18 protein-coding genes and 1 tRNA gene are annotated in these 21,812 nt (G+C 50.8%); 13 read left to right on the forward strand and 6 right to left on the reverse strand.

Translation table 11 applies throughout. The features are described from left to right. The first annotated feature begins 77 nt into the window (after nt 1–77). Nucleotides 78–171 (forward strand) — tRNA-Sec (locus ACUZ79_RS07420). 122 nt (nt 172–293) lie between these two features. Here ACUZ79_RS07420 and der read toward each other — a convergent pair. The 5 genes from der to ACUZ79_RS07445 all read right to left on the reverse strand — a co-directional run bounded on the left by der (nt 294) and on the right by ACUZ79_RS07445 (nt 5,481). Next, entirely contained in the window at nt 294–1,661 is a 1,368-nt protein-coding gene (der, locus tag ACUZ79_RS07425) for a ribosome biogenesis GTPase Der (protein WP_240824783.1), read from the reverse strand. Nucleotides 1,662–1,847: 186 nt separating this feature from the next. Then, complete coding sequence (locus tag ACUZ79_RS07430; RefSeq protein ID WP_449251188.1) at nt 1,848–3,023, reverse strand: pseudouridine synthase; 1,176 nt, start codon at nt 3,021–3,023, stop codon at nt 1,848–1,850. Between the two features lie 68 nt (nt 3,024–3,091). Continuing rightward, nucleotides 3,092–3,901, reverse strand: coding sequence for a sensor domain-containing diguanylate cyclase (locus ACUZ79_RS07435; RefSeq protein ID WP_449252169.1), 810 nt, complete (start codon nt 3,899–3,901; stop codon nt 3,092–3,094). Then, a complete protein-coding gene (locus ACUZ79_RS07440; protein ID WP_096152604.1) occupies nt 3,865–5,100 on the reverse strand; it encodes an ISL3 family transposase in 1,236 nt (411 codons plus the stop codon). The genes ACUZ79_RS07435 and ACUZ79_RS07440 overlap by 37 nt, the downstream gene beginning before the upstream one ends. A gap of 33 nt (nt 5,101–5,133) precedes the next feature. Next, nucleotides 5,134–5,481, reverse strand: coding sequence for an MCP four helix bundle domain-containing protein (locus ACUZ79_RS07445; RefSeq protein ID WP_449251189.1), 348 nt, complete (start codon nt 5,479–5,481; stop codon nt 5,134–5,136). 776 nt (nt 5,482–6,257) lie between these two features. Between ACUZ79_RS07445 and ACUZ79_RS07450 the strand changes: the two genes are divergently transcribed. From ACUZ79_RS07450 to ACUZ79_RS07485, 8 genes are all read left to right on the forward strand, one after another. Beyond that, a complete protein-coding gene (locus ACUZ79_RS07450) occupies nt 6,258–7,682 on the forward strand; it encodes a sigma-54-dependent transcriptional regulator (protein ID WP_449251190.1) in 1,425 nt (474 codons plus the stop codon). Between the two features lie 238 nt (nt 7,683–7,920). Then, complete coding sequence (locus ACUZ79_RS07455; RefSeq protein WP_449251191.1) at nt 7,921–9,042, forward strand: hypothetical protein; 1,122 nt, start codon at nt 7,921–7,923, stop codon at nt 9,040–9,042. 21 nt (nt 9,043–9,063) lie between these two features. Further along, nucleotides 9,064–10,305: an ISL3 family transposase gene (locus tag ACUZ79_RS07460; protein ID WP_449250523.1), complete on the forward strand. Its 1,242-nt coding sequence runs from the start codon at nt 9,064–9,066 to the stop codon at nt 10,303–10,305. 30 nt (nt 10,306–10,335) lie between these two features. Next, nucleotides 10,336–11,676 (forward strand): PAS domain-containing sensor histidine kinase, encoded by a 1,341-nt coding sequence (locus tag ACUZ79_RS07465; protein ID WP_449252170.1) that lies wholly within the window; start codon nt 10,336–10,338, stop codon nt 11,674–11,676. A gap of 673 nt (nt 11,677–12,349) precedes the next feature. After that, the gene (locus ACUZ79_RS07470; protein WP_449251192.1) at nt 12,350–13,090 is read left to right on the forward strand and encodes a hypothetical protein; all 741 of its coding nucleotides are present in this window, start codon (nt 12,350–12,352) and stop codon (nt 13,088–13,090) included. Between the two features lie 53 nt (nt 13,091–13,143). Continuing rightward, nucleotides 13,144–14,286 carry an XRE family transcriptional regulator gene (locus ACUZ79_RS07475; RefSeq protein WP_449251193.1) on the forward strand — a complete coding sequence of 381 codons (1,143 nt, stop codon included), beginning with the start codon at nt 13,144–13,146 and terminating at the stop codon, nt 14,284–14,286. A gap of 337 nt (nt 14,287–14,623) precedes the next feature. Continuing rightward, nucleotides 14,624–15,739 (forward strand): Fic family protein, encoded by a 1,116-nt coding sequence (locus ACUZ79_RS07480; RefSeq protein WP_449251194.1) that lies wholly within the window; start codon nt 14,624–14,626, stop codon nt 15,737–15,739. 414 nt (nt 15,740–16,153) lie between these two features. Beyond that, entirely contained in the window at nt 16,154–17,881 is a 1,728-nt protein-coding gene (locus ACUZ79_RS07485; RefSeq protein ID WP_449251195.1) for a hypothetical protein, read from the forward strand. A 1-nt stretch (nt 17,882) separates the two neighbouring features. Here the strand turns inward: ACUZ79_RS07485 and ACUZ79_RS07490 are convergent, their stop codons facing one another. Continuing rightward, nucleotides 17,883–18,197, reverse strand: coding sequence for a helix-turn-helix domain-containing protein (locus tag ACUZ79_RS07490; protein ID WP_449251196.1), 315 nt, complete (start codon nt 18,195–18,197; stop codon nt 17,883–17,885). Nucleotides 18,198–18,336: 139 nt separating this feature from the next. Here ACUZ79_RS07490 and ACUZ79_RS07495 point away from each other — a divergent pair, with 139 nt between their 5' ends. The 4 genes from ACUZ79_RS07495 (at nt 18,337) to ACUZ79_RS07510 (ending at nt 21,808) form a co-directional block, all read left to right on the forward strand. Then, nucleotides 18,337–18,957 carry a hypothetical protein gene (locus ACUZ79_RS07495; protein ID WP_449251197.1) on the forward strand — a complete coding sequence of 207 codons (621 nt, stop codon included), beginning with the start codon at nt 18,337–18,339 and terminating at the stop codon, nt 18,955–18,957. Between the two features lie 33 nt (nt 18,958–18,990). After that, complete coding sequence (locus ACUZ79_RS07500) at nt 18,991–19,383, forward strand: hypothetical protein (protein ID WP_449251198.1); 393 nt, start codon at nt 18,991–18,993, stop codon at nt 19,381–19,383. Between the two features lie 11 nt (nt 19,384–19,394). Then, nucleotides 19,395–20,129, forward strand: coding sequence for a hypothetical protein (locus tag ACUZ79_RS07505; RefSeq protein ID WP_449251199.1), 735 nt, complete (start codon nt 19,395–19,397; stop codon nt 20,127–20,129). A gap of 77 nt (nt 20,130–20,206) precedes the next feature. Next, on the forward strand, nt 20,207–21,808 hold the full coding sequence (locus ACUZ79_RS07510) for a hypothetical protein (RefSeq protein WP_449251200.1): 1,602 nt from the start codon (nt 20,207–20,209) through the stop codon (nt 21,806–21,808). Nucleotides 21,809–21,812: the final 4 nt, after the last annotated feature.

Genomic DNA, 21,812 nt, shown 5'->3' on the forward strand with positions numbered 1-21,812 from the left:
CTTTTGCTGTGCTGCAAAGGCCAAATAAGTTTGCCCTCTTGCGGGCAAGGGGCTTTTGCCCTATGGTGCGCCCATGCGGAGACGTTTCGTCACCGGTGTGGCGCCCGGTCTTCAAAACCGGTGGCAGGCCTTGCGGTCTGTGGTAGGTTCGACCCCTATACGTCTCCGCCATTCAAGCTCTTTTATCCATGCTCATTGGGCTTGCCGTCTTTTGCAGACTGACATCGTGTCCCCCGGTTTAACCGGGGGATTTTTTTGTTCGGCGGGCAGCCTGGTCTCAGCCAGGCCTGCCGCTATTTTTCAGTTTTTTTCTTGTGGCTTGAGCGCAGGTGCAGGCGCATGGGGGCGTGCGTGATGCCGAATATTTTGCGCAACGCGCGTTCAAGATAGCGGGTATAGCTTTCAGGAACACGGGTGGCATCGCTCACAAAGCACACAAAGGTCGGCGGCGCGGTTTCCGCCTGGGTAAGGTAGAAGAACTTGGCGCGCACACGCTTGACCACAGGCGGCTGGTGCTTGTCGAGCACTTCTTCCATGGCGCGGTTGAGCTTGCCGGTAGAAATGCGGACGCTGCATTCTTCGTGAATCTGGGTTGCCAGGGGCAGAATTTTTTTCAGGCCGGTTCCCTTGAGGGCAGAAACATTCAGAATCGGCACATGCGGGCAGAAGGCCAGCATTTCGGCCACGTTCTTTTTAAGCCTGTCCAGCGAGTCGCGGGGGGCCAGATCGCACTTGTTGATAAGCACCATAAAGGGCGTTTTGCGCGTGTTCAGCATGTCCATGAGGCGCTTGTCCTGCTGGCTCACGCCTTCGGCGGCGTCCAGTGTCAGCAGGGTCACGTCGGCCTTGGTGCTCGACTTGATGGCCGAGTTGACGGAGTACTTTTCCAGACTGTCGCTGATCTTGGTGCGGCGGCGCACACCCGCAGTGTCTACAAACACGTAGTCGCGCCCACCGCTCGCAAAGCGCACGTCAACACTGTCGCGCGTGGTGCCCGCCACATCGGAAACAATCATGCGGTCACTGCGGGAAATGGCGTTGATAAGCGATGACTTGCCCGCGTTGGGGCGGCCAAGCATGGCCAGCTTGAGGGTCGGCGGGGCGGGCGGCTCGGTGGAGGTTTCTTCCGGTAACAGGGCTACCAGTTCTTCCACCAGAGCGGTGATGTTGTGCCCGTGCTCGGCAGAAACCGCCAGCAGCGGGAAGCCCAGAACATGAAATTCGGCCATGAGTTCATCTTCGCGCTCCACGCCGTCAACCTTGTTGACCACGCAGATGGTGGGCAAACCCTTGCGGCGCACATGGGCTGCGAGATGTTCGTCCAGGGGCAGCAGGCCGTCACGCGAATCCACCACAAAGGCCACGGCTGCGGCATCAACCAGTGCCGCCTCGGTTTGCGCAAGGATGTCGCGCTCAAAGCCGCGAATGCCTTCGGGGCCTTCAACCACGGCTGCGTGGGCGTCAAGCGTGATGCCTCCCGTGTCCACAATGCCGAAAACGGGAGTGTCCTTGCGGCGCACCACGCCGTCCATGCGGTCGCGGGTCACGCCGGGGCGGTCATGGGTGATGGCCCGATTGCTGCGGATAAGCCTGTTGAACAGGGTGGATTTGCCCACATTGGGGCGACCCACCAGAATGACGCGGGGCAATGTATCTGCCATGAGAATACCTTAGTGTACGCCTGGGATTTGCCAGGCGAGATTGCAAGCGTGAAGCGGAGTGCGCCACCATGCGGTCATGCGCTCCGATGAAAAGAAAGCGCCCGGAGCATATGCTCTCTGAGGCGTCTGGCGTGTAGTGCCGCGCAGACCACGCGGCTGCCAGGACAGCTGGGTTTTAAGACTGTTTTACTGGCGTAAAAATTTATTTTTAGCACTTTGTTCCGTCAAAGGGAAGACCCCGCATTCACCCCTATGTTCCGGGGCTGTCATGGCGGCGACAGGCTCTGGCATCTGCTCAAGGGCATGCGCGCCAGACCACGGCGGCAGGCATGAAAACACGTGCCCGCAGGGCATTGTCACGCGCAGGGCATGGAGCATCAGGCTTTCCGGCTCAGGGGCGGAATTGTCAGTTGAACTCACGCGGGCCGGGGCCGGGAGGGTGTAAGCCCCACGCGGCACATGGCGGCGCGTGGGGGCAGCCTGCCCGTACTTGGCATCGCCAATCACAGGATGCCCAACAGTGGCAAGCTGTACGCGGATCTGATGCGTGCGGCCTGTCAGCAGTCGCACAAGCAGCAGGCTTTGCGCTTGCTCCACCCTCAGGGGGCGCACCATGCACAGGGCCTCGCGGCTGTCGGCCTCGCCGGGCGCAGCCGTGCGTACCTTCTCGTAGCCCTGGGCAGTATCCTTGCGCAAAAAGTGGCGCAGAATCTGCGTTTCGGCAAAGGGCCAGCGCCCCTGCACCCAGACCACATATTCCTTGACCAGCGTTCCATCGCGTATGGCGTCCTGAGCCTTGGCAAGAGCTTCGTATGAGGCCGCCACGAGCAGCACGCCCGATGTTTCCTTGTCCAGCCTGTGCACGGGCGTGGGTTTGAAGGGCGCGCTTGCGAAGTAAGCGGCCAGCCGGGAACTGAGACTGTCGTCATGCCCGGTGCCGGGGTGTGTAGGCAGGCCTGCGGGTTTGTTAAAAGCCCACAGGTAACCGTCAGTGCCGATCATGGGCGGCAACGGCGGCGAATCAACCGGCTGCGTGTCGAGAGCTGTATCCGTCAGCGGCAGGGGGGCCGTTTCTGATGCGCTTTCTTCCGCCATCTTGAAGGCAAAGGGAGGAAGACGAACAATGTCGCCTGTCTGCACGCGGGCAAAGGGCTTGCATCTGCTGCCGTTGATACGCACCTGTCCGGTGCGCACCCAGCGGTGGAGCAGGGTGGGGGGCAAGTTCAGCCGCCTTTGCAGGAACTGTAACAACTTTTGGCCGCTTTCGGTCTCCTGAACTATCGGCTGTTCCAGGGGCGATTGCCTGCTGATGCCGATGCCAGAGTCCTGGGCCTGCGTAGGGGGAGGGTTATCTTCCGACATGGGGATACTCTGGCGCAAAGCCAGCCTTGCGTCAAGAGCGGCCAGAGGCGCGGCCTGCCTGCTGCGTGTTACAGATAGCGGCAGTCGTTCATGGAAACCTTGGCAAAGGTGTGGTTTTCAATCCAGTCCCGGACGCGCTGGCGGGTTTCAGCTCTTGTGGTCAGTTTGTTCCGCAGCATGGCCCGGTCTGCCGCCACAATGGCGTTGGCAATGCTGGTCTGCATGTCTTCCGCGCAGGAGGAACCCATTGCCAGTAAGACCGGGGGCCGGTTTTGCTGGTTGTTGTGCCTTTTAAAGCGCTGCATGAGCTCGTGCAAAATTTCGGCAACCTTCAGGCTGTCGCATCCGGGCAGCAGCACGGTGTATTCATCGCCGCTCATGCGCGCCACGCAGGCTGCGGAATCCAGCCCGCCGCGCAGCAGCAGGGCCGCCTGGCACAATACGGTATTGCCTTCTTCGTGCCCGAGATAATCGTTAATCATTTTCAGGCCGTTGACATCGGCAACGATTATCCCCACGGGACGAACGGCGTTTTGCTCCAGTTCGTCCACGGTCATGGTAAAGAAAGTTCGGCTGCGTAAACCGGTGAGCGGATCGTTGCGCACCATGTCCTCAAGGTGAGCCCTGTCGGCCTGGCTTGCGCTGATGTCGGTATGCAGGCCTACCACACGCGTGGCCCTGCCGCTGGCATCGCGCTGCGTCACGTTGCCGCGACCAAGAATCCAGGCCCATGTGTTGTCTGCCCTGCGCATGCGGTAGGTGCATTCAAAAGTATCGCCGTGGGAGGGCGAGGCAATGATGTCTTTTTGGGTTCTTCCGGGTTTTCCGTGGGTAACCCCTGTCAGGAACTGGCCGGGTAGAGGTTTAGACCGCCACAGAAGAAGTAGATGGCTGTCTTGAAATGCTCCCGGTTCCTATAACCGCAAGCCTTCCTCTTGATGGCCATGATCTTGCTGTTGAGGCCCTCGGCCACGCCGTTGGTGATCCTGTGGCGGCAGAAGGTCAGGATGTTCTCAAGATGTCTCTGAATCAGTCCGCCCACTTTGCGCATTGGGGCAAGATCTGACCTGTTCACCCAGACCAGCCATCGCTTCACAAAACGTCTGGCCCATCCCGTGCTCAGGTACTTCCAGACGTCGTTCAGGCTTTCCTTCATGGCCCAGGCCTTGGCCACCTTGAGGTTCGCTGTCTTCAAGGCCTCCAGGGCTGGCCGGTGTTTGTCCGGCAGATTCTCCTCCCGGTATAGCCAGAGGAATTTCGTGCCCTTGAGTCGATGGTCATCCTGACTTGTGAGTTCGCGGTGCTCTTGCTTGCGTACCCGGTCCACAGCCTCGCCTACGTGTTTCATGACGTGGAACCGATCGTGAACGATTTTCCCCGCCGCGTCCGGCACATGTTTGAGCGTAGCTTTAAAATAGGGCTCCCACATGTCCATGGCCACGGCCTTGATCCGCTCCAACTGCGCCTTGGTGAACTGAAGGTAGTACCCCTCAAGGCTTTCGGCCTTACGCTCGTCGGCCACATACTCCACCGTGCTGCCGATCAGATCACAAACCACGGTCACATAGTCGTGCCCCTTGCGGAATGCCTTCTCGTCAACGCCAAGATACCGCGAGGGATTCGATTGCTTGCGCTCCCGGCCCCGGCGCACCGCCCTTTCCATGACACCCCATGCTTCGTCCCAGGTGATGCGCAGGATGCGCCGCGCTCCTGTTACGGTGGCGCACTCGGTCAGCACGTCGATGATCAATCGCTCCATCAATATGGTGAAACGTGCCTTGGACTCGGCCCAAGGCACGTTGACCTGAAGGACGCCATGCTCGGGGCAGTCCACTCGGGGAATCCGAGCATGCAGGAACGTCTTGAACTGGCACGTGTCCAGATGGCGCCAGACACGAGGCTCGGCATGGTCGCGGCAAGCCAGCTCTCGACCACAAGTAGGGCAAAACCAGCGAACACCAGGACCATGCTCCACGCGGATGTCTACCCGACCTTCCGCCGTGTCCAGTTCAACAGCCTCAACAAACCAGGGCTCGGTCAGCCCGAGAATCCGAAAATATAGGTCCGTATCCTTCATTGGTGCCCTCCGGGAAGGACATTAGCAGATCAGCTACCCACGGAAAACCCGGAAGAGCCTTTTTTCTTCTGGCTCAGATATTAATTTTTCATATTCTTTAGCCTTTACAGCGATTTTATCAGTTAATACACGAATTCTATCTTCATATTCACGCATCGACGCTTCATCTGTTGATAAAATATGAACTAATTCTGTACGGCGATATTCATTTGCCAACCCATTAATTTCTCCCACAATCTTTATTGTAGGAAGCCAATTTTTTGCGATATCCTTAACATCGTGATTGATGTTTGACATTCCAACAATTGAAAATACACCTATAATTATTGAAAATAATGTAAGAATTGTAGAAAATAAAATAAGTTTGTGTGAAAGCTTCATTTTTTGATCTCCATGTGTTATCAACAGCAGCTTAAATACTGCTCTCAGTTCAAGCAATAAAACTGAAGATTCACATCAGTATACTTGCCCGATACGTCCATTCCTGCCCCAAAAACGACCGCGTGTGTGGACAGATTTAATTTCTTTGCAGCCTCATCTACGATTTTTGAATCTTCTTGTACTTGCTGTCGGCCTTAGTGCGGGCTATCAGCAGCACGCTGCATTCCTCACAACATCAACCACCGTGGCATTCATTTTTTCCAGCCATGGCTGCTGCCCGAAGAAACTCGTCTCATGCAGTGATCTGTATTATACAAATAATATGCCAACTCATATTTTTTTTAATTTTCCCTTTTATATCAGCATGTAGCTTGCATTTATTGGTAGATTACTAATGAAAAATGCTTGAACTTTATTGATAATCAAGACACAATTTATTAGTTTTCCGCTGATTTTTTGTTAATGTAGATCAGCGTTAAAGCACTAGAAAAAGGATGAATCACGGCATATCACTTTGATCAGCCGCAACAGTTCCTGGCCGAAGGATATAATCAAAAGTGCAATGGAGTGATCTAGGACGAAAGTCCTCAGAGAGATATTTCACTCTATAGTGGAACAAACGCTGTTGGCTAGAACTGGGCAAGCGTACAATGTCTCCCAAAACAGGGACTGAGTGGGGCGTCAATGTGACCCTCCCCCCGCGAGAATGATCGGCAACAGCCCACACCAGGTGCCGCGTTTATATATAACGTGGTCCGAAAATCGGCAGGTTATCTATGGCTCGAATACTTATCATCGATGATGATCAGTTGTTTTGTTCAGTGTTACGCAAGCTGCTTCAAAAAAGTGGACATTCTGTTGATTGCTCGCATACCCTTCAGCACGGTTTGGACTCACTACTGCCAGTTCACGAAATTGTGCTTTTGGATGTCCGGCTCCCAGACGGAAGCGGACTTGAAGCCATTGAAAAAATACTATCACATCCGCAACATTCAGAAATTATTGTTATAACTTCAAGCACAGACCCTTCTGGCGCTTCACTCGCTGTGAGATCGGGCGTTTGGGAATACATAGATAAATGCGCAACGCTGGACCATGTAGAAACATCAGTGGCTCATGCACTGAAGCGTAGGCGTGAACGCATAGCGGCTGCGGCAGTGCCAAAGGTCAGACCTGAATGGCTAGTGGGCGCCAGCTCGAATTTTATTTCTTGCCTTGATCGGGCAATCGATGTTGCGACGGCAGATGCGAGTGTTTTGATTAGAGGCGAGACCGGCACCGGAAAAGAACTGTTCGCCAGGGCCATCCATTGCCTAGGCCGCAACAAAAATGCTCCTTTTGTTGTGGTGGATTGTGCAGCACTATCCGTTAACTTGGCTGAAAGTATTCTCTTCGGGCATGTACGTGGAGCATTCACGAGCGCAGTCCAGGATCAGGAAGGCCTGATTGCAGCTGCAAATGGAGGTGTTTTGTTTTTGGACGAACTTGGGGAGCTACCAATTTCGATTCAAAAATCATTTCTTCGTGTACTACAAGAACAAAAATACCGTCGAGTTGGCAGTGCCAATGAAACAACGAGCAGGTTCCGTGTACTAGCAGCAACTAATCGTAATTTAGAAGAAATGGTTGCTAATGGTAGCTTTAGACAAGATTTGCTGTATCGCCTGAATACAGTCACTATAAATATCCCCTCACTAAAAAATAGAGTCGGTGATGTGGAAGTGTTGGCTAAACATTTCCTTGAGCAACACCTAGAACGAACTGGGGGTGAGCGAAAAACCTTTTCTTCTGAATTTTTGCAAGCACTGGCCCAGCACTCTTGGCCGGGTAATGTGCGGGAACTCAGGAATGCAATTGATGCATCATTGATCAATGCAGGCACCGCTTCAGTCCTCTTTCCTGCCGATTTGCCCTGCTATATACGCGAGGAAAATGCAAGGCGACAATACGAAAAAGAACCATTGACGATATCGTGCGATATAAATCTCGTAGATATCAAAAATGATGCGTTCAAGGGAGAAATGCTTTCATGGCGAGAACACAAGCAAGCGACTGTTGCTCATAGCGCAAAAATATATTTTGAAAATATTCTTGATAAATCCCAAGGGGACTTGCGTATTGCTTCAAATATGGCTGGCATGAGCCTACCAAACCTATATGCAACGCTAAATAAATATAAAATCTCAGCCCAAAAGAGCTAGAAAAGTGGCTAACACATTCTTGATAATGTCACACGGTTTAACATATCCGCAGCCTAGCCTTTCGGTTCAAGTGCAAGCAGAGTATGTTTCGGCAATAAAAAATTTGAAATTTCGTACCTACAACTCCTAATGAGCGGTGGTTTCACAGTAGTGAAAGGCGGCGATGTCATTTCTCTCCGATAAATCCCCACGCAGTGGGCTTCCCAAGCGAGCCATTCTTGAGTGCTTCAGCTACGTTATGCTGGTTGTCATCATTCTTGTAGGCCAATATGGATCAACGGAAGCCAGAACATTAGATGAAATTCAAAACTCTGGCGAGTTGCGTATTTGCGTTGCGGGTGCAAGTAAAGATTTTTACCAGCAGAACGCTGAGGCTTTTGCCCGTTACTTGGGGGTATCCCCACGGGTGAAGCGCCTAAACAGCTGGAACGAGCAATTTCAAAACGAAATGGGTGTTGTCGTCAGAGACGATAGCTATGAAGCGCGACTGCTTGCCCAAGGCGAATGCGATTTATTTCCTAATGATCTTCACATGATAGACTGGCGTCTCAAAAAGATGCTTCTGATCCCATACTATAAGACGAGCATGTTGGCCGTGGGATACCGTTCCCTTCGGGAGGTCGTCAAAACAGAATCTGATCTTGCTGGACGCAAAGCGGTTGTTCAGAAAGGCACATCATACGAAACTTGGTTACTTGCACAGAATGAATATGCCTCGCCAGATAAATTTATCAATATAGAATATTCAAAAACAAATGATTGCATGAAATTGGTTGCACAGCATAAGTTTGACTTCACTATAGTTGGAGTTGAAGGTGCTTTTAAATGGATACGCGATAACCCAGATGACCTTGAATTGCTATTTCCAGTAGGAGACTTTTTGGACGTTGGTTGGGGAATTTCCAATGCATCTACTGGCCTACCTCAAGTGCTGTCAGCTTTTTTTAAAAAAAATATGCGGATAGGCTCTGAACTTGATCTGTCGTGGCAACGGCAATATGGCATTTCTCTGGTCAATTATAATTATTTTTCCACATCGTTTGCTAAAGAAAAAGAAAAAAGAAATATAATTCTTATTTGTGCAGCGCTGTTTATTTGCGTTATGATTAGCATATTGCTAACAACATTATATTGGACTAGACGGTTAAAACTGGAAATTGCCAGAAGACATATAGTAGAAACTGCCTTGCGTGAAAGCGAAGCTTTTTCTAGGGCGATTGTCGAAAACAGTCCAATCTGCATCATTATGCTTAATAATAAAGGCGATATGACCTTCATTAGTCCTGGAGGGCTTCAGCTTCTAGAAATTGGTTCTTCGTCGTTTGATGTGGAATTGACCGACCTCAATCAGTTTGGATAGCCCTCCTTTAGGAGGACTGCCATGCAAGCTGAAGAAATCTTTGCCTTGGGCCTCGGCCTCACGCCGCCCTGGAAAGTTATGAGCCAACGTCTTGATACCGACCATACGCCAACCAAGCTCCACCTGGAGATCGGTGCCGACCGCGGAGCGCTGTATCCGTGTCCCGAGTGCGGAGCCGCGTGCAAGGCTCACGACTTCAAGGAATTCACGTGGCGGCATCTCAACTTCTTCCAGCATCACTGTTACCTCACAGCCCGACTGCCGAGGATCAATTGCCCGGAACATGGAATCCGACGCGTCGAAGCCCCATGGGCCAGGGAAGGCAGCCGGTTTACCCTGCTTTTTGAGCAGGTTGTCATGAGCCTCGTTCGAGAGATGCCGGTCAATGCCGTAGCGCGTCATGTCGAGGTCACGGATACCCGCCTGTGGCGCATCGTCCATCACTATGTGGCCAAAGCCATCAATGCGCTGAACTTGAAAGACATCAAGGCCATCGGTCTGGATGAGACCGCGTCCAAGCGTGGGCACAATTACATCACCGTCTTCATTGACCTGGATCGTTCCGACAGGCCCGTGATCTTCGCGACTCCAGGTAAGGGCAAGGAATGCCTGACTCAGTTCTGCGCGTTCATTGAAGCCCATGAAGGCTGTCCTGAAAACATCGTCGAGGTAGTTTGCGACATGTCGCCTGCGTTCCTCTCCGCCGTCGAACAGAAGTTCAAGTCTGCCTCGGTGACAGTCGACTGGTTTCATGTCGTCCAACTCTTCACCAAGGCCGTCGATGACGTCAGAAAGCTTGAGGCCAGGCAGTCAAAGCTGCCGGACCACACCCGTTGGGCCGTACTCAAGGGCGCCGAGACAATACGCACGCAGAATCAGGAGAGTGCTCTCCTGGAACTCGTCGAGCAGGGCTTCGCTACCGCCAAGGCCTACCGTGTCAAAGAACTTCTGCGCTGGGTTCGACGGGCCGAATCGAAGCAGGCCGCCAAGTGGCGCATAACCCATTTTCTCAAGCATGCCGCCGAGTACGCGGCCGACTGCCCGCTATTGGAACCCGTGCGCGGAGCATTGGCCAGCTTTGAGAGGCATTTGCCGCGAATCCTTCATCGTTGGCATTCCTTGCACACCAATGCGAGGCTCGAAGGCTTCAATGGCCTGTTCCAGGCGGCAAGGGCCAGGGCCCGAGGATACCGGAACGTGGAGAACTTCATCACCATGGTCTACCTGATTGCGGCCCCGATTCAGGTCGTAGTGGCTTCATGAATTCCACATCAAACGACGAAGAACCTAGAAATTGAAGATGCTCAAGCCTATTTAGGCACGCCATGCATACGGTTTGGGGACGAAGTCGACGCAACAGGATTTGAAATGGCTATGCGGGAGGCTAGTGAAGGAAAGATCGGGACCTTTCAGGGATTCTACATCACCGAAAATGGTACACCCAAATGGTTGGATGTATCCATTGTCTCGCTAAGCGCATCTGATGCCGCTATCGGCTCATACATAGTATTATCTAGGGATGTAACCGAGCAGAAACTATCGGGCGATGCCTTGCGCGAAAGCGAGGAGCGATTCCGACATCTGGTAGAAAACGCACCTGATGCTATAGTTGTACAGACTGGCGGAAAATTCTCTTATGTTAACAAGGCCAGCCTCAAGCTTTACGGAACCAACTCGCCGGAATACATGTTGGGGATGCCAGTATTGTCACGCGTTCATCCGAATCACCACGTCTTGGCTGGAAAAAGCAACTTTCAAAGTTTCGAATTTTGCGAAGCCTTGCAACCTATCGAGCAGCGTCATTTGCGTTTAGATGGAACCCCAATCGACGTGGAAATTTCTTCAATTCCCGTAAAATGGGAGGGGAATAATGCGGCTTTGCTTTTTGTACGAGATATCTCGACTCGCAAGAAGATGGAATTGTTACGTGAAGAAATAGACCAAATTACCCGACATGACCTGAAAAGTCCGCTCGCGGGCATTTTAGGAGCATCACAACTCCTCATAAGGGATAAAGATATCTCAGACGATCAGCGGGAACTTCTGCACATGCTCTTAGAGGCTGGCTACAGAATGCTGCACATGATCAACCTCTCTCTGGACTTGTACCGCATGGAGCAGGGAATATACCAACTCTCACCAGTGAGAATAAACATATTGTTGGTTGTGAGGTCGATACTCAGCGAGCTGAACCCCCTTGCCAACGATAAGCGTGTGCGGTTCCAAGTTCAGGCAAAGAGGGCTGACGGCACAGATGTCGAAGACTGCCCATCCATGGCCGAAGAATTGCTCTGTTACTCCATGCTCTCCAACTTGATTAAAAATGCGCTGGAGTCCTCTCCTACAGACGCGCAAGTCAGTATTTGTCTGTACGCGGGTCCAGAGTGCCAAATTTCCATTCATAATTTTGGCGAGGTTCCGAAGAAAATCCGCGCCCGTTTTTTTGAAAAATTCGCAACTGCTGGCAAACAAGGCGGGACGGGTATAGGAACATACTCTGCCAGACTAATGGCAAGAACAATGGGCGGAGACATAAATCTGGACACATCAGAACCTGGAGCCACATCTGTTATTGTTTTTTTGCCTGGTGACCTTCCCCTCGAAAAGTATGCCATTGAAAAATTGTGTTCCTGACATAGAGGGGCACAAGAACAAATGCTGCAAATTCACTGCACAGATTCTAGGGATGTTGCGGCAAGCTGAGGCTTGACCGTGCTACCTTGTTATACGAGCCTTACTTCACCCCCCACGCCTTCTGAAGCCGGGGCGTGTTGCTTCTCGCAGGCGTTTTAATCCCAATTTTCGGGCCATGAGTACCACCGGGGCTTCGCCTTCCTGGGCTTCAATGCTGCGGGCAAGGCATACCAATATCGGCATAGCGATTTCATCCACCACGCAAGGCCCGTCAGCCTGTCTTGGGCAGAAGTGACCTTACCCCACTGCGTATGCCATATGTAGGTTACGGGGCTCAGGGGGATTCTGGTGTAGCATGTGCCCACAACGAGATGCAGTGAGAGAAATGCGACTAACGTGGAGTTATCCGCTCAAACGGCTGCTATTACGAAGGTCTGCACCTCAAGATGAATTGGCACCCCTGCCATTTTGCCGTCAGGCTCCATGCCGTTGGTGCGCGCCCACAAGCAAGCACCTACTGATTTTTATCTATTATGACTTTATGTTAGACGGCTAACATCGGCTTTCAATAAAATAGTTTCAACTTCCAAAATTTCACTTACTTTTTTTACTTGTTTTTTACATTTTCTTCACATAAAATAAAAAAACAAATCTGTACTTCATAGGAGAAAAAATGCCTAATCCCGCTGATCTGGACCCTCTGCTTTTTGAAAAACTGAAAGAAGAGATTGTTCCACACTTACTCGACTCTGGAACTGATGCGATCAAGGTATATGAAGTTGGCACCACCCCAGAAGGAGACATTAACTATTCAAACTACATCGTTGGGTGTGCTTTTTGGGAAGGCTCTTTCCGAAGGGTACAAAGGCTTTGCCTTGGCGGAAAATCTTTCTTCAACTGCAGAACCTACTCAAATATTCTTGAGCTTTCTGCTAACATCTCAGGCCAATACATACGATTTTTTATATCCAGAGTTGACAAAAATACTCGTCAACCGCGATCCGCAAAAGGTCTTAAAAAACTTTTGCGCTCTCCAATAACTCAGAATCAGTGTTTCTTGTCTGAGCAGCTTAAGAGATCTGCCGTAAGCCAGGGTGAGTACACCATTGGTGTGGATCTGGACGAAGACAACGGCATTGGGAAAATCACGTTTGATATCCTTGTTCCTGCTGGTACTCGATCTTGCCAAGCCCTCACGATTTCAACGTTGCATGATAGCGAGGAAGAGCCGCTTGCGGCACCAGTTCCAGAGGCTCCCCGCAAACCCAAGGTTCACAGGGATGCTGCCCCCCACTTGGCAAAAACCGAGTTGCGTGATACAAAATTGCCCCCTGAACAGATAGATAAAAAACAGGCCATTAGGCAGAGCGTTGAACAGCCTGCTCAAAAGGCAAAGAAAAGTATTCGCGAGTGAGGTTAATCCTCACCTATTTGTGACCCCTGTCGCAGGGCATTGGAGGCGAAGCCATGACTACAGGGAAATCTCTTCACTATTACTTCCAGCATTTGGATCCGGCGCGCATAACCCTGGCGCGTGAACGAATGGGGCTCACAAAAAAGCGGCTTTCCGAGTTGCTGGATAAAAAGCCCAGCTCCATTTCACAATACGAATCGGGCAAATGTGGCCTTTCATTTGAGACGTTTGAAAAGCTGGTTGAGGTCCTTGAGGTTCCCGCAGTTTACCTGACCTCAATCATTTCGGCTGCTCCCACCTTACGGATGGAGGCTTGCCATTTCAGGGCCAACCGCTCTGTAACGCAAACAGATAGATACAAGGCTGCCCGCTTCGCCCAAGACGTGCTGGCTCTTTATGATGTATTGGAGCAGCGAGGTATTGTTTTTCCCGAAGTGGGGTTTGAGCCGCACACGGGTGCAAGACCATCTGAACGCCAGCTTGAGCTTTACGCGGTAGAAATAAGAAAGGCCCTGGGCCTTGGGCTCGGCCCAATTTTGAATATGGCCGAGCTGCTTGAATCCATTGGCGTGCGTATTGTTTTGCTTCCCACAGAATGCGCAGTTCTAGACGCCTTTGCAACCTGGGTGAATGAGCGCCCCTGCATCATGATTGCTGGCGATTCTCCGGCAAGCCGCATGCAGTTTGACTACGCTCACGAGTTTGCCCACTTGCTGCTTGATGAAAACAATCCATCGGGAGATGTGCTGATCGAACGCGGTGCAAACAGGTTTGCGTCTGCCTTTCTCATGCCGCAGGCTACATTCATGCCAGACTGCCCCACTCGCTATAGCCGCGGTCAGTTCCTGTCAGTAAAGAAATACTGGCACGTTTCCATGAAGGCGGCGATCTACCGGGCAAAACAGCTCGGCGTGATGTCTGAGCGGCAGTACACCAACGCCTTTATCAGCATGGCGCGACAAGAGATCAACAAAAACGAGCCGGGGGAGTTTACTTCTCCCTTACCCTCGCTGCTTGAAGATGCCCTTGGCCTGCTTGTTGGTGAAGCTACGCTGGATGAACTTGCCGTTGAGATAGGCCTTACAGAAGAGCAGCTTGTATCCCTGCTGACGATTCAGAAGGTTTCGCAAGAAATGATTGAAAAACTGAAGCCTGCACAGCAAAAAGCCCGGGTGCTTCAGTTTGTAAAAAAATAGCTGAACAACAATAGCAAAAACAAAAGTCCTATCGGCAACGGTAGGACTTTTGTTTTTGTATTTCTAAGTTAGGAACACTAATTTCTCAATGGCATACTTTCCTGGGGGAGGGTCAGGGGCACCACTCCCTCCGGTAGGGAGCCCCGCGTCAGCGTGTGCCCACAACGGGTAGGCAGTTGGGAAAATACGGCAACGAGTTATCAAGGTCATGATGCATCTTGGTGACGGCCTTCCACTACGATGCGGCATTTTAGGTTCATATTCTCCGCATTTTTTACGGTGAATATTGCTTTTGCGGAGAATATCTGCCATATTCACCGCAAGAGGTGCGGAGATTATGCGCTATATTCACGAAAGGCCGGACTGGCCGACATTTCAATGGGACATTGCAAAGCTGGCAGAACCGCTTGCCGCCATTCGCCACAAGCAGGGCTTGCTCCTGGGACGGATGAATGCTCTTGGCTTCTCCATTCGCGCGGAGGCTGGCTTGGAGACTTTGACTCTGGATGTGGTGAAATCAAGTGCCATTGAAGGGGAATCCCTTGATGTGGCCCAGGTGCGCTCTTCGTTGGCTCGGAGGCTTGGAATTGACATTGGCGGCTTGACGCCTCCGAGCAGAAGCGTGGAAGGCGTTGTTGAAATGATGTTGGACGCAACGCAACGCTATGCTGAACCGCTTACAGCGGAACGGTTGTTTGGCTGGCATGCGGCCCTCTTCCCTACCGGATTCGGGGCATCACGGCGTATCACCGTGGGCGCGTGGCGCAAACCCGAAGCTGGTCCCATGCAAGTTGTCTCCGGCTACATCGGCCATGAAAAAGTTCATTTTGAAGCCCCGGCAGCAGAACGCCTTGCTATGGAAATGAGCCACTTTTTGGAGTCGTTCAATGCGCCGTTGCAGATTGACCCTGTAATGAAGGCGGGCATAGCGCACCTCTGGTTTGTGACAATTCACCCTTTTGAGGACGGTAACGGGCGCATAGCCCGTGCCATTGCTGATTGTGCCCTGGCGCGGGCCGATGACTGTCCGCAACGTTTTTACAGCATGTCTGGCCAGATCGAGCGGGAGCGCAAAGAGTATTATGATATCTTGGAACGCACCCAAAAGGGCGACTTGGATATCACGCCTTGGCTGAGCTGGTTCCTTGGCTGCCTTGGACGGGCTATTGATGGTGCCGACGAAACATTGGCCGTTGTCTTTCGCAAGGCTCATGTGTGGCAATATGCTAATCAGTACCCGCTCAACGAACGCCAGCGGGCTATCATCAACCGTCTGTTGGCCGGATTTGAGGGGAAACTGACCAGTGGCAAATACGCAAAACTGGCAAAGTGTTCTCCGGATACCGCCTTACGGGATATTCGGGAATTGATGGAATACGGCATTTTACTGCAAGGCGAGAGCGGCGGACGCAGCACGAGTTATACCTTGGTGGAGAAAACAGCCAATCAATAGCTCCCTGAATAGCCTTTTACGATTTTCTCAGAAAAGTGCCGTTGACGTTTTTTTGAAAAATCACTATTGAATGATCGTCATCAACATTTAACCAAAAAAAAGATTCGGGCCGACCGAAAGGTCTCCCCCCTGCCTGGTGGTCAGGAAGGTGGAAGTACTTCGCGATCAAAGTGACGGAACACTTTGTAACTACGTTTTTTCCCAACCCACAATTTGCGTGATGCGCTCCTTCCAAGAGCGCCGGAGGGGAGGACGCCCCTCTGAGTAGTCCGGGGCACTGGAATGGAGCGGCGCGTAGCTGCTATTGGGGGGAAAACGGCAAACAGTCGGAATTGGTGAAAACCAATTCTGGTTGTCTGCCGTTTTCTTTTTTTGTTTTCAAGACAAGGAAACGGCAGGCTTCTGGAGGAATCCATGAGTCTGCAAGCTAGTGCCCCTTCCACATTCCCAGACGCTCCTTACCGCCAGCACCGACTGGGCTTTCTTGCCCCAGTCAAACCTCTTGCGGTTTCACTCCCTCCCACGACTTCACAATCTGAAGATGCACTTTTCACTTTTGATAGCGGAAGAACGCTTTCTTTCAGTGATGGGGCTCGGTCAATCGCCATTATTGGCGGCACAGGTTCGGGCAAAACGACATCTATCATCCTGCCTATGATTGACGCATTGATGCGCCAAGGGTTCGGCGGCGTCATTCTGGACATCAAAGGGAACCTTGGTGCGCAGACGCGGGCTTTGGCCCAAAAATGCGGGCGGCAAGATGATGTCATTGAATTCGGCTCTTCGCATGCGGCTCAACCGACTAATCTTCTTGCAGGTCTGAAGAAACACGAAATAGCCGACCTCTTTCAAGTTATTGCCCTCGATGGCGTTGAGCGCGACCCCAATGCATCATGGCATGCAAAGGGCGGAGCTTTGGCATCTGATGTAGCATTTGCAATGCTGTCCCTGTCAAAAATTGCCCACCGCAGTCATTTTTCTCGACAATTTTCTCCAACCTTGAAAGCTATCTACACAGCTCTTTGCAATCAAAAGTTTTCGGCGTCTCTTTGGTCATTTTTCTGCCAGGAGCTAGGTGCGCTCCGTGCGCAAAATATGGGGAAAGAATGGCCTGATTATCTGCTCGAAGCCGAATCATTTTACCATGCTGTCAGTGCCGAATGTTTTCACGTTTTATCGTCCGAGGACAACAGTCGAGACGCAAAAGGTTCTGCGACCAGACAACAGCAGAAAACATGGATGTTGCAACGAATTTTGATGCGGTTGAAAACTATGAAGGCCACCTGTGGGCTCATGGACAGTTTTTCATCGCTAGAGAATGGGGCAATACCAATTGATTTCACTAGGCTGGTCTACAAAGAGAAAAAAATTGTCTTGATTAACTTTGCTGTTGAGTGTGGGGCTACTGGCGCAATTTTGGCGCGATGCCTGAAAGAGAGATTCTATCAAAGTATCCTCAAGCATGGGAACACGCTTGGGAAGAATGAATTTACGTTCATGGTTGGGGATGAGTTTCAGGAAATTATGGATGTTGGCAGCGCAACCAATTTGAACGACATGCAGCTATTCGGGCTTTCTCGCGAGTTTAAAAATATCAACATCGTTGCTTCGCAAAGCATTGCATCCTTGTACGCACGGGGAGAGCAACATTCCGTTTCCTCACTTCTTGGAAACTGTAAAACAAAAATCCTGCTGCAAAGCGGCGACCCTGAAACCATAAATTGGGTCAAAAGGGTTCGTGAGGACAGCGAAGAAATAAAAAATTTGGAGCGAGGTGAATGCCTTCTAGAGGGTATGGCGAATAATAGTCAGCGCATTAGCGCGAAAGAACAAGTTAATACTGCGCACAAATCTGTCTCCAATGTCCTCCATGTTGTCCAAAAGCAGGAGCATGAAAAATCTGCGAGGAGACAAAAGAATAGGCTCATGTTCAAGCGCGGAATGAGTGGGCTTCCTCTCCGCGTTGAACAGGTCATGCTTGAGGAGCGGTCAAAGAGAACAGGAGGCTTGGAAATGAAATATGAGTTGGTACAGATGCGCCAGGAATCACTTCGCGGGAAAAATTATTGGGAGCTAAAGAAAGAGCCAGCAAAATCTGACGATAGTATTGAGACTGGTTCAGAATACATCCATCTTTTTTAAGCTATTTGGAAGGAGAAAGCGTAGTTCCGATAGTTATCGTGCGGCGGCGTCCGCGACCAGGTTTAGATATTGTTGGCTTTTGCGCCCGCAAGTCTTCTACTCGCTGGAAAAAGGCCACAACATCAACATTCATTACGCCAAGTAGTGCGTAGAGGCTTTCACACGAAAAACTGGTTTCTCCGGCCTCTAATGCGGCAATATAGCTGCGGGAGAGGTCGGAGAAATCCGCAAGCTGTGGTTGGGTCAGGCCAGCAGTTTTGCGTGCTTCAGCCAGGGCAATCGCAATGGCTGGTCGAAGGAAAGGGATTGCTTCCATTTTTTAACGGTACTATAGCCGTTGACCATTAGAATCTATTATAATAGATTCTAATGGCGTAGTGATTGGCCCGAAAGTTAGCTGCAATCCTACGTGCGAAACGACACTGGCAGCCTAAAAAATAGAAAAGGAGAACATGATGGAAACCACGCGGAAATATACAATCGGGGATGCTGAGCTGGTCGCAGAAATTCTTGAGGGAGAGGTTCTTCAGCTTGATGAAGTGGGCACCACCCATGTTCACGGGCATGGTGGGGGAGGATCGGTTTCTAATGGCTCAGGTCATATGTCCGACGTGCGCATCAGCTCACATACATCGTGGGAAACAAAGGTTTGGGTAAATCATAATGGCAAGGAGGTCCAATGGGGTTTCCCTGGATCTTTGGCCTTTAGACCAGGACACAAGATTGCTATTTGTGAGGTTTCAGATGCAAATGAGCATCTCACCTGCTTTGTCAAAAATACTACAACGGATGCAGAATGGGTGATGCCAGGTGTGCATGGTGATATATTTAAAACATTTGATATTAACAAAGGAGCCCGTGGTTGGTTTTTTTTGATCCTTGCAGTACTGTCATTTTTAGCCTTTCTTCTTAATCTAATTACCGCTTTCCAAGTGCCGGCATTCGTAATTCCATTTATCGGCTTGATTGTATGCACATTGTTTAGCTATCTAAGTCTGTTTGAAAGACGGAGAAAAATTGTTGAAGAGATAACGAACATGATCAATGACATTAAAAAGATTATGCCATCAACATAATACAAAGTAGTTTGTTTTTATCTCATCAAAGAAATGAATATAAAAACAGAAATCACCATTTTCATGTTGGTGTTAGCCATGCCGACGGCTTGCCTGCCTTCTGATGCGTTGCCTTTCTCACAAGGCGACTTTACGCATGTTATGGATCTTGAAGGAATATCGAAGGAAGATCTGAATCAGGCCATCGATATTCTTTCAGGATACATGAAAAACTTCAGCCCATACAGTATAGTCTCACGGGAAGAGGCAAATGAAATGATAGGCACAGTGCCGGACAAGGTTAAGCCCGCCTTGCAAGAAGCGCTGGCATCGCTTCTTGGCATGGGGGCAGGAGCCAACATACTTAATATTCCGAATTTGAAGGTCGCCTGGATTATACCGCTGCGGGCCAAGATTGGAAAAATGCCCATACCCGAAATCCAGTAAAAGGTTGCTCCATGATGCGCCGTTGTTCTTTGTCTGTACCCATTTGTCTCGTTTTTTGTCTGTTTTTGTCTGCGTGCACAGCGCAGAGAATCGGGCGTGATTTTGATGCGGCTTTTGGCGGTCTTGCCGAAGAACATATGGCAGATCTAAGTGGAGCTGAAAAACGGCGTGCCCTGGTAAGGCTGCGCTTTTCTGGCGAATATGTGGTGGTTTCCGCGTCCAACTGGATATTGCACCTGGGAGAAGAATATACTCATGTACGCGTTGTGGAGCAATTCACTGATCGTGGCACTGACTATGCCATTCTTGCCTGTATCCGTGCTGACGGCACGTTGCAAAATATGCTTCTGATGATGCCCACCCTGGATTCAGGCATGGCAGGCTACAAATTACAAGGTACCCCAGACAAACCTTTTGTTATTGATGTTGCCCAAAAACCTGCCCAGGTCATGCAAGCGATGGATTCCCCCAATACAGTTCGGGTCTGGTGGCTGGATGATGGCTTACGAGGTCCGAAAATTGTTACTATGGCTGAAAGCAAACCTGTTAGTCACAAGCAGCGTCCAACGAATTATGAAAAAGCAACTTCTGTATCGGCAAAAGCACCAGTTGCTTCCGCGCCGCAAATATCGCTGCCGCCACCTCTCGATCCTACTGCCACAGTACGCATGGGAGAGCCTGATGGCGTAGCCGGGCAGAAAGTACTCTCACCACAGAGAAAGCCTGTGCTCATTCTCGATCCCTAGTTGTAATGTTCTCCCGGCTTGGAGCCTGCTCTTAGCAATTCTCCGGCATTCATACTCCCATCAAGTGGAAAGCAATTATGACGCAGGAACAGGCTGTTCAGCCACAAGCGGCAAATTCGGGGCGTAGACCTCCCTATCTCATTGCCCTGGTAGGCATCACGCTGGCCTATCTTCTGCTGGAATGCGCTTTCAATGCTCGTCTGCTTGATGTGGCAGGCGGACAGGCGGACAGTCACGCCATCGAAAAAGTGGAGTTTTGGGGGCGGATCATTTCCGGTCTGGCTGTGGCCCTGGCTCTTTGCGGCACATTTGTGCTTCCCTGGCTGCACCACCGCAAGGCCAGTTGGAAAAAATACATTGAAATGAGTACACTTATTGCTCTTCCTGTGATTGCTTGTGTATTTCATGCAGAAAAACTGCTGATCGATACTCTGGTGCAGCATTCCAGTCCCTACGAGCGACGGGTGGCCACGCTGGTTTCCCTAGCCTCGCACCAATTGCGCAGAGGGGAGGTGGAATTGCAGGGGATAGACATCAGCCCCGAAATTCTGTCTTCACCAGCAGGTAAAGCTTTCGTCGCGCTTTTCAGTCCATTTGTGGCGTATCTGCCCAATGGTGATGCCATTATTCTGCGTAACCTGGATAGCCTTGTGCGACAAAGTGTAACGCAGATCATGGGGGCACCTGACCAGCTATTTTCCGGCGCGTTTGGAAGTTCCCTGAAGTCTTGGGGAGAAGTATATAAGAAATATGTCCATGAGGTGATAATTCCCTATCGCGCTATCCCGGACGAAGCTGAAAAAGCATGGCAGAACTTCGTCGATGAACTCAAGCAGCGCAAAACGACGCCTGCCAAAATACCACAGTGGAAGCATCACGATGTCGGCTACTCTGTACGGGAAAAAGGCATCCCCGTTCCTTACGACTGGAAGCCCTCAGATAAAGCAACCTTTATACAAGCTTTTCAAAAGGAAGCGAAAAAACAACTAGCAGCGGCCGTAAACAAGGCAAACCCGCGCATGGCTCAGCTTCCTTTGGAAGGCTTTAACGATTTCGAGACATTCCTTCAGCACCCCGTTGTGCAGCGACAGTGGAGAGAAGCCTTACAAGCGCCTGAAAGCGCCGTCTTAAGAAACGGGATGAGCGCAAGAAATTTTGAGCGACAAACATATATCCCCTGGTATGAACATTTGGTTACAGAACAAAAGAAGGCTCTTCTTGCTGCCAGTACTGAATTTGACAGTGGCGGCAAGCACGAGGCATTGGGCAAAGAAGCAATGCGGGGGCTTATTGTGCCGCCATTGGCTCTATTGTTCTCTTTACTCGGCATCATTGTGCATGTCTGCAAAACAGGGCTTTATTCCTTACGGCTCCTGATTCCCTGGCTGTCATTGGCTATATTCATTAATGTTGCTTTGTTGGGTGCACTGATGGCGGCTCCCCTGTTTTTGTCCAATCCCATAAGCCGAACTCCAGTATTTTGCCGCGTTGAAAGCAGGATAGGTACTGGTCATCCCTACACGGCAAAAATGCTGCGATGGATTATTGAGGGGCAGACGTACATCTACCCGGTAAATAACTGGATCAGAATACATATGCTGCGCGGGGCAACGTTTGGAACAAATGAGAATTTGAATACTGCACAAATCGTTGCTGTGCCATTTGTAAATAAATCCTGACTGT

It is taken from the genome of Desulfovibrio faecalis, assembly GCF_053570625.1.

Bases quoted from the DNA above. Each gene is read 5' to 3' on its own strand.
- der (WP_240824783.1), bottom strand. From the start codon at position 1,661: ATGGCAGATACATTGCCCCGCGTCATTCTGGTGGGTCGCCCCAATGTG.
- ACUZ79_RS07430 (WP_449251188.1), bottom strand. From the start codon at position 3,023: ATGTCGGAAGATAACCCTCCCCCTACGCAGGCCCAGGACTCTGGCATC.
- ACUZ79_RS07440 (WP_096152604.1), bottom strand. From the start codon at position 5,100: ATGAAGGATACGGACCTATATTTTCGGATTCTCGGGCTGACCGAGCCC.
- ACUZ79_RS07445 (WP_449251189.1), bottom strand. From the start codon at position 5,481: ATGAAGCTTTCACACAAACTTATTTTATTTTCTACAATTCTTACATTA.
- ACUZ79_RS07450 (WP_449251190.1), top strand. From the start codon at position 6,258: ATGGCTCGAATACTTATCATCGATGATGATCAGTTGTTTTGTTCAGTG.
- ACUZ79_RS07455 (WP_449251191.1), top strand. From the start codon at position 7,921: ATGCTGGTTGTCATCATTCTTGTAGGCCAATATGGATCAACGGAAGCC.
- ACUZ79_RS07460 (WP_449250523.1), top strand. From the start codon at position 9,064: ATGCAAGCTGAAGAAATCTTTGCCTTGGGCCTCGGCCTCACGCCGCCC.
- ACUZ79_RS07470 (WP_449251192.1), top strand. From the start codon at position 12,350: ATGCCTAATCCCGCTGATCTGGACCCTCTGCTTTTTGAAAAACTGAAA.
- ACUZ79_RS07475 (WP_449251193.1), top strand. From the start codon at position 13,144: ATGACTACAGGGAAATCTCTTCACTATTACTTCCAGCATTTGGATCCG.
- ACUZ79_RS07480 (WP_449251194.1), top strand. From the start codon at position 14,624: ATGCGCTATATTCACGAAAGGCCGGACTGGCCGACATTTCAATGGGAC.
- ACUZ79_RS07485 (WP_449251195.1), top strand. From the start codon at position 16,154: ATGAGTCTGCAAGCTAGTGCCCCTTCCACATTCCCAGACGCTCCTTAC.
- ACUZ79_RS07490 (WP_449251196.1), bottom strand. From the start codon at position 18,197: ATGGAAGCAATCCCTTTCCTTCGACCAGCCATTGCGATTGCCCTGGCT.
- ACUZ79_RS07495 (WP_449251197.1), top strand. From the start codon at position 18,337: ATGGAAACCACGCGGAAATATACAATCGGGGATGCTGAGCTGGTCGCA.
- ACUZ79_RS07500 (WP_449251198.1), top strand. From the start codon at position 18,991: ATGAATATAAAAACAGAAATCACCATTTTCATGTTGGTGTTAGCCATG.
- ACUZ79_RS07505 (WP_449251199.1), top strand. From the start codon at position 19,395: ATGATGCGCCGTTGTTCTTTGTCTGTACCCATTTGTCTCGTTTTTTGT.
- ACUZ79_RS07510 (WP_449251200.1), top strand. From the start codon at position 20,207: ATGACGCAGGAACAGGCTGTTCAGCCACAAGCGGCAAATTCGGGGCGT.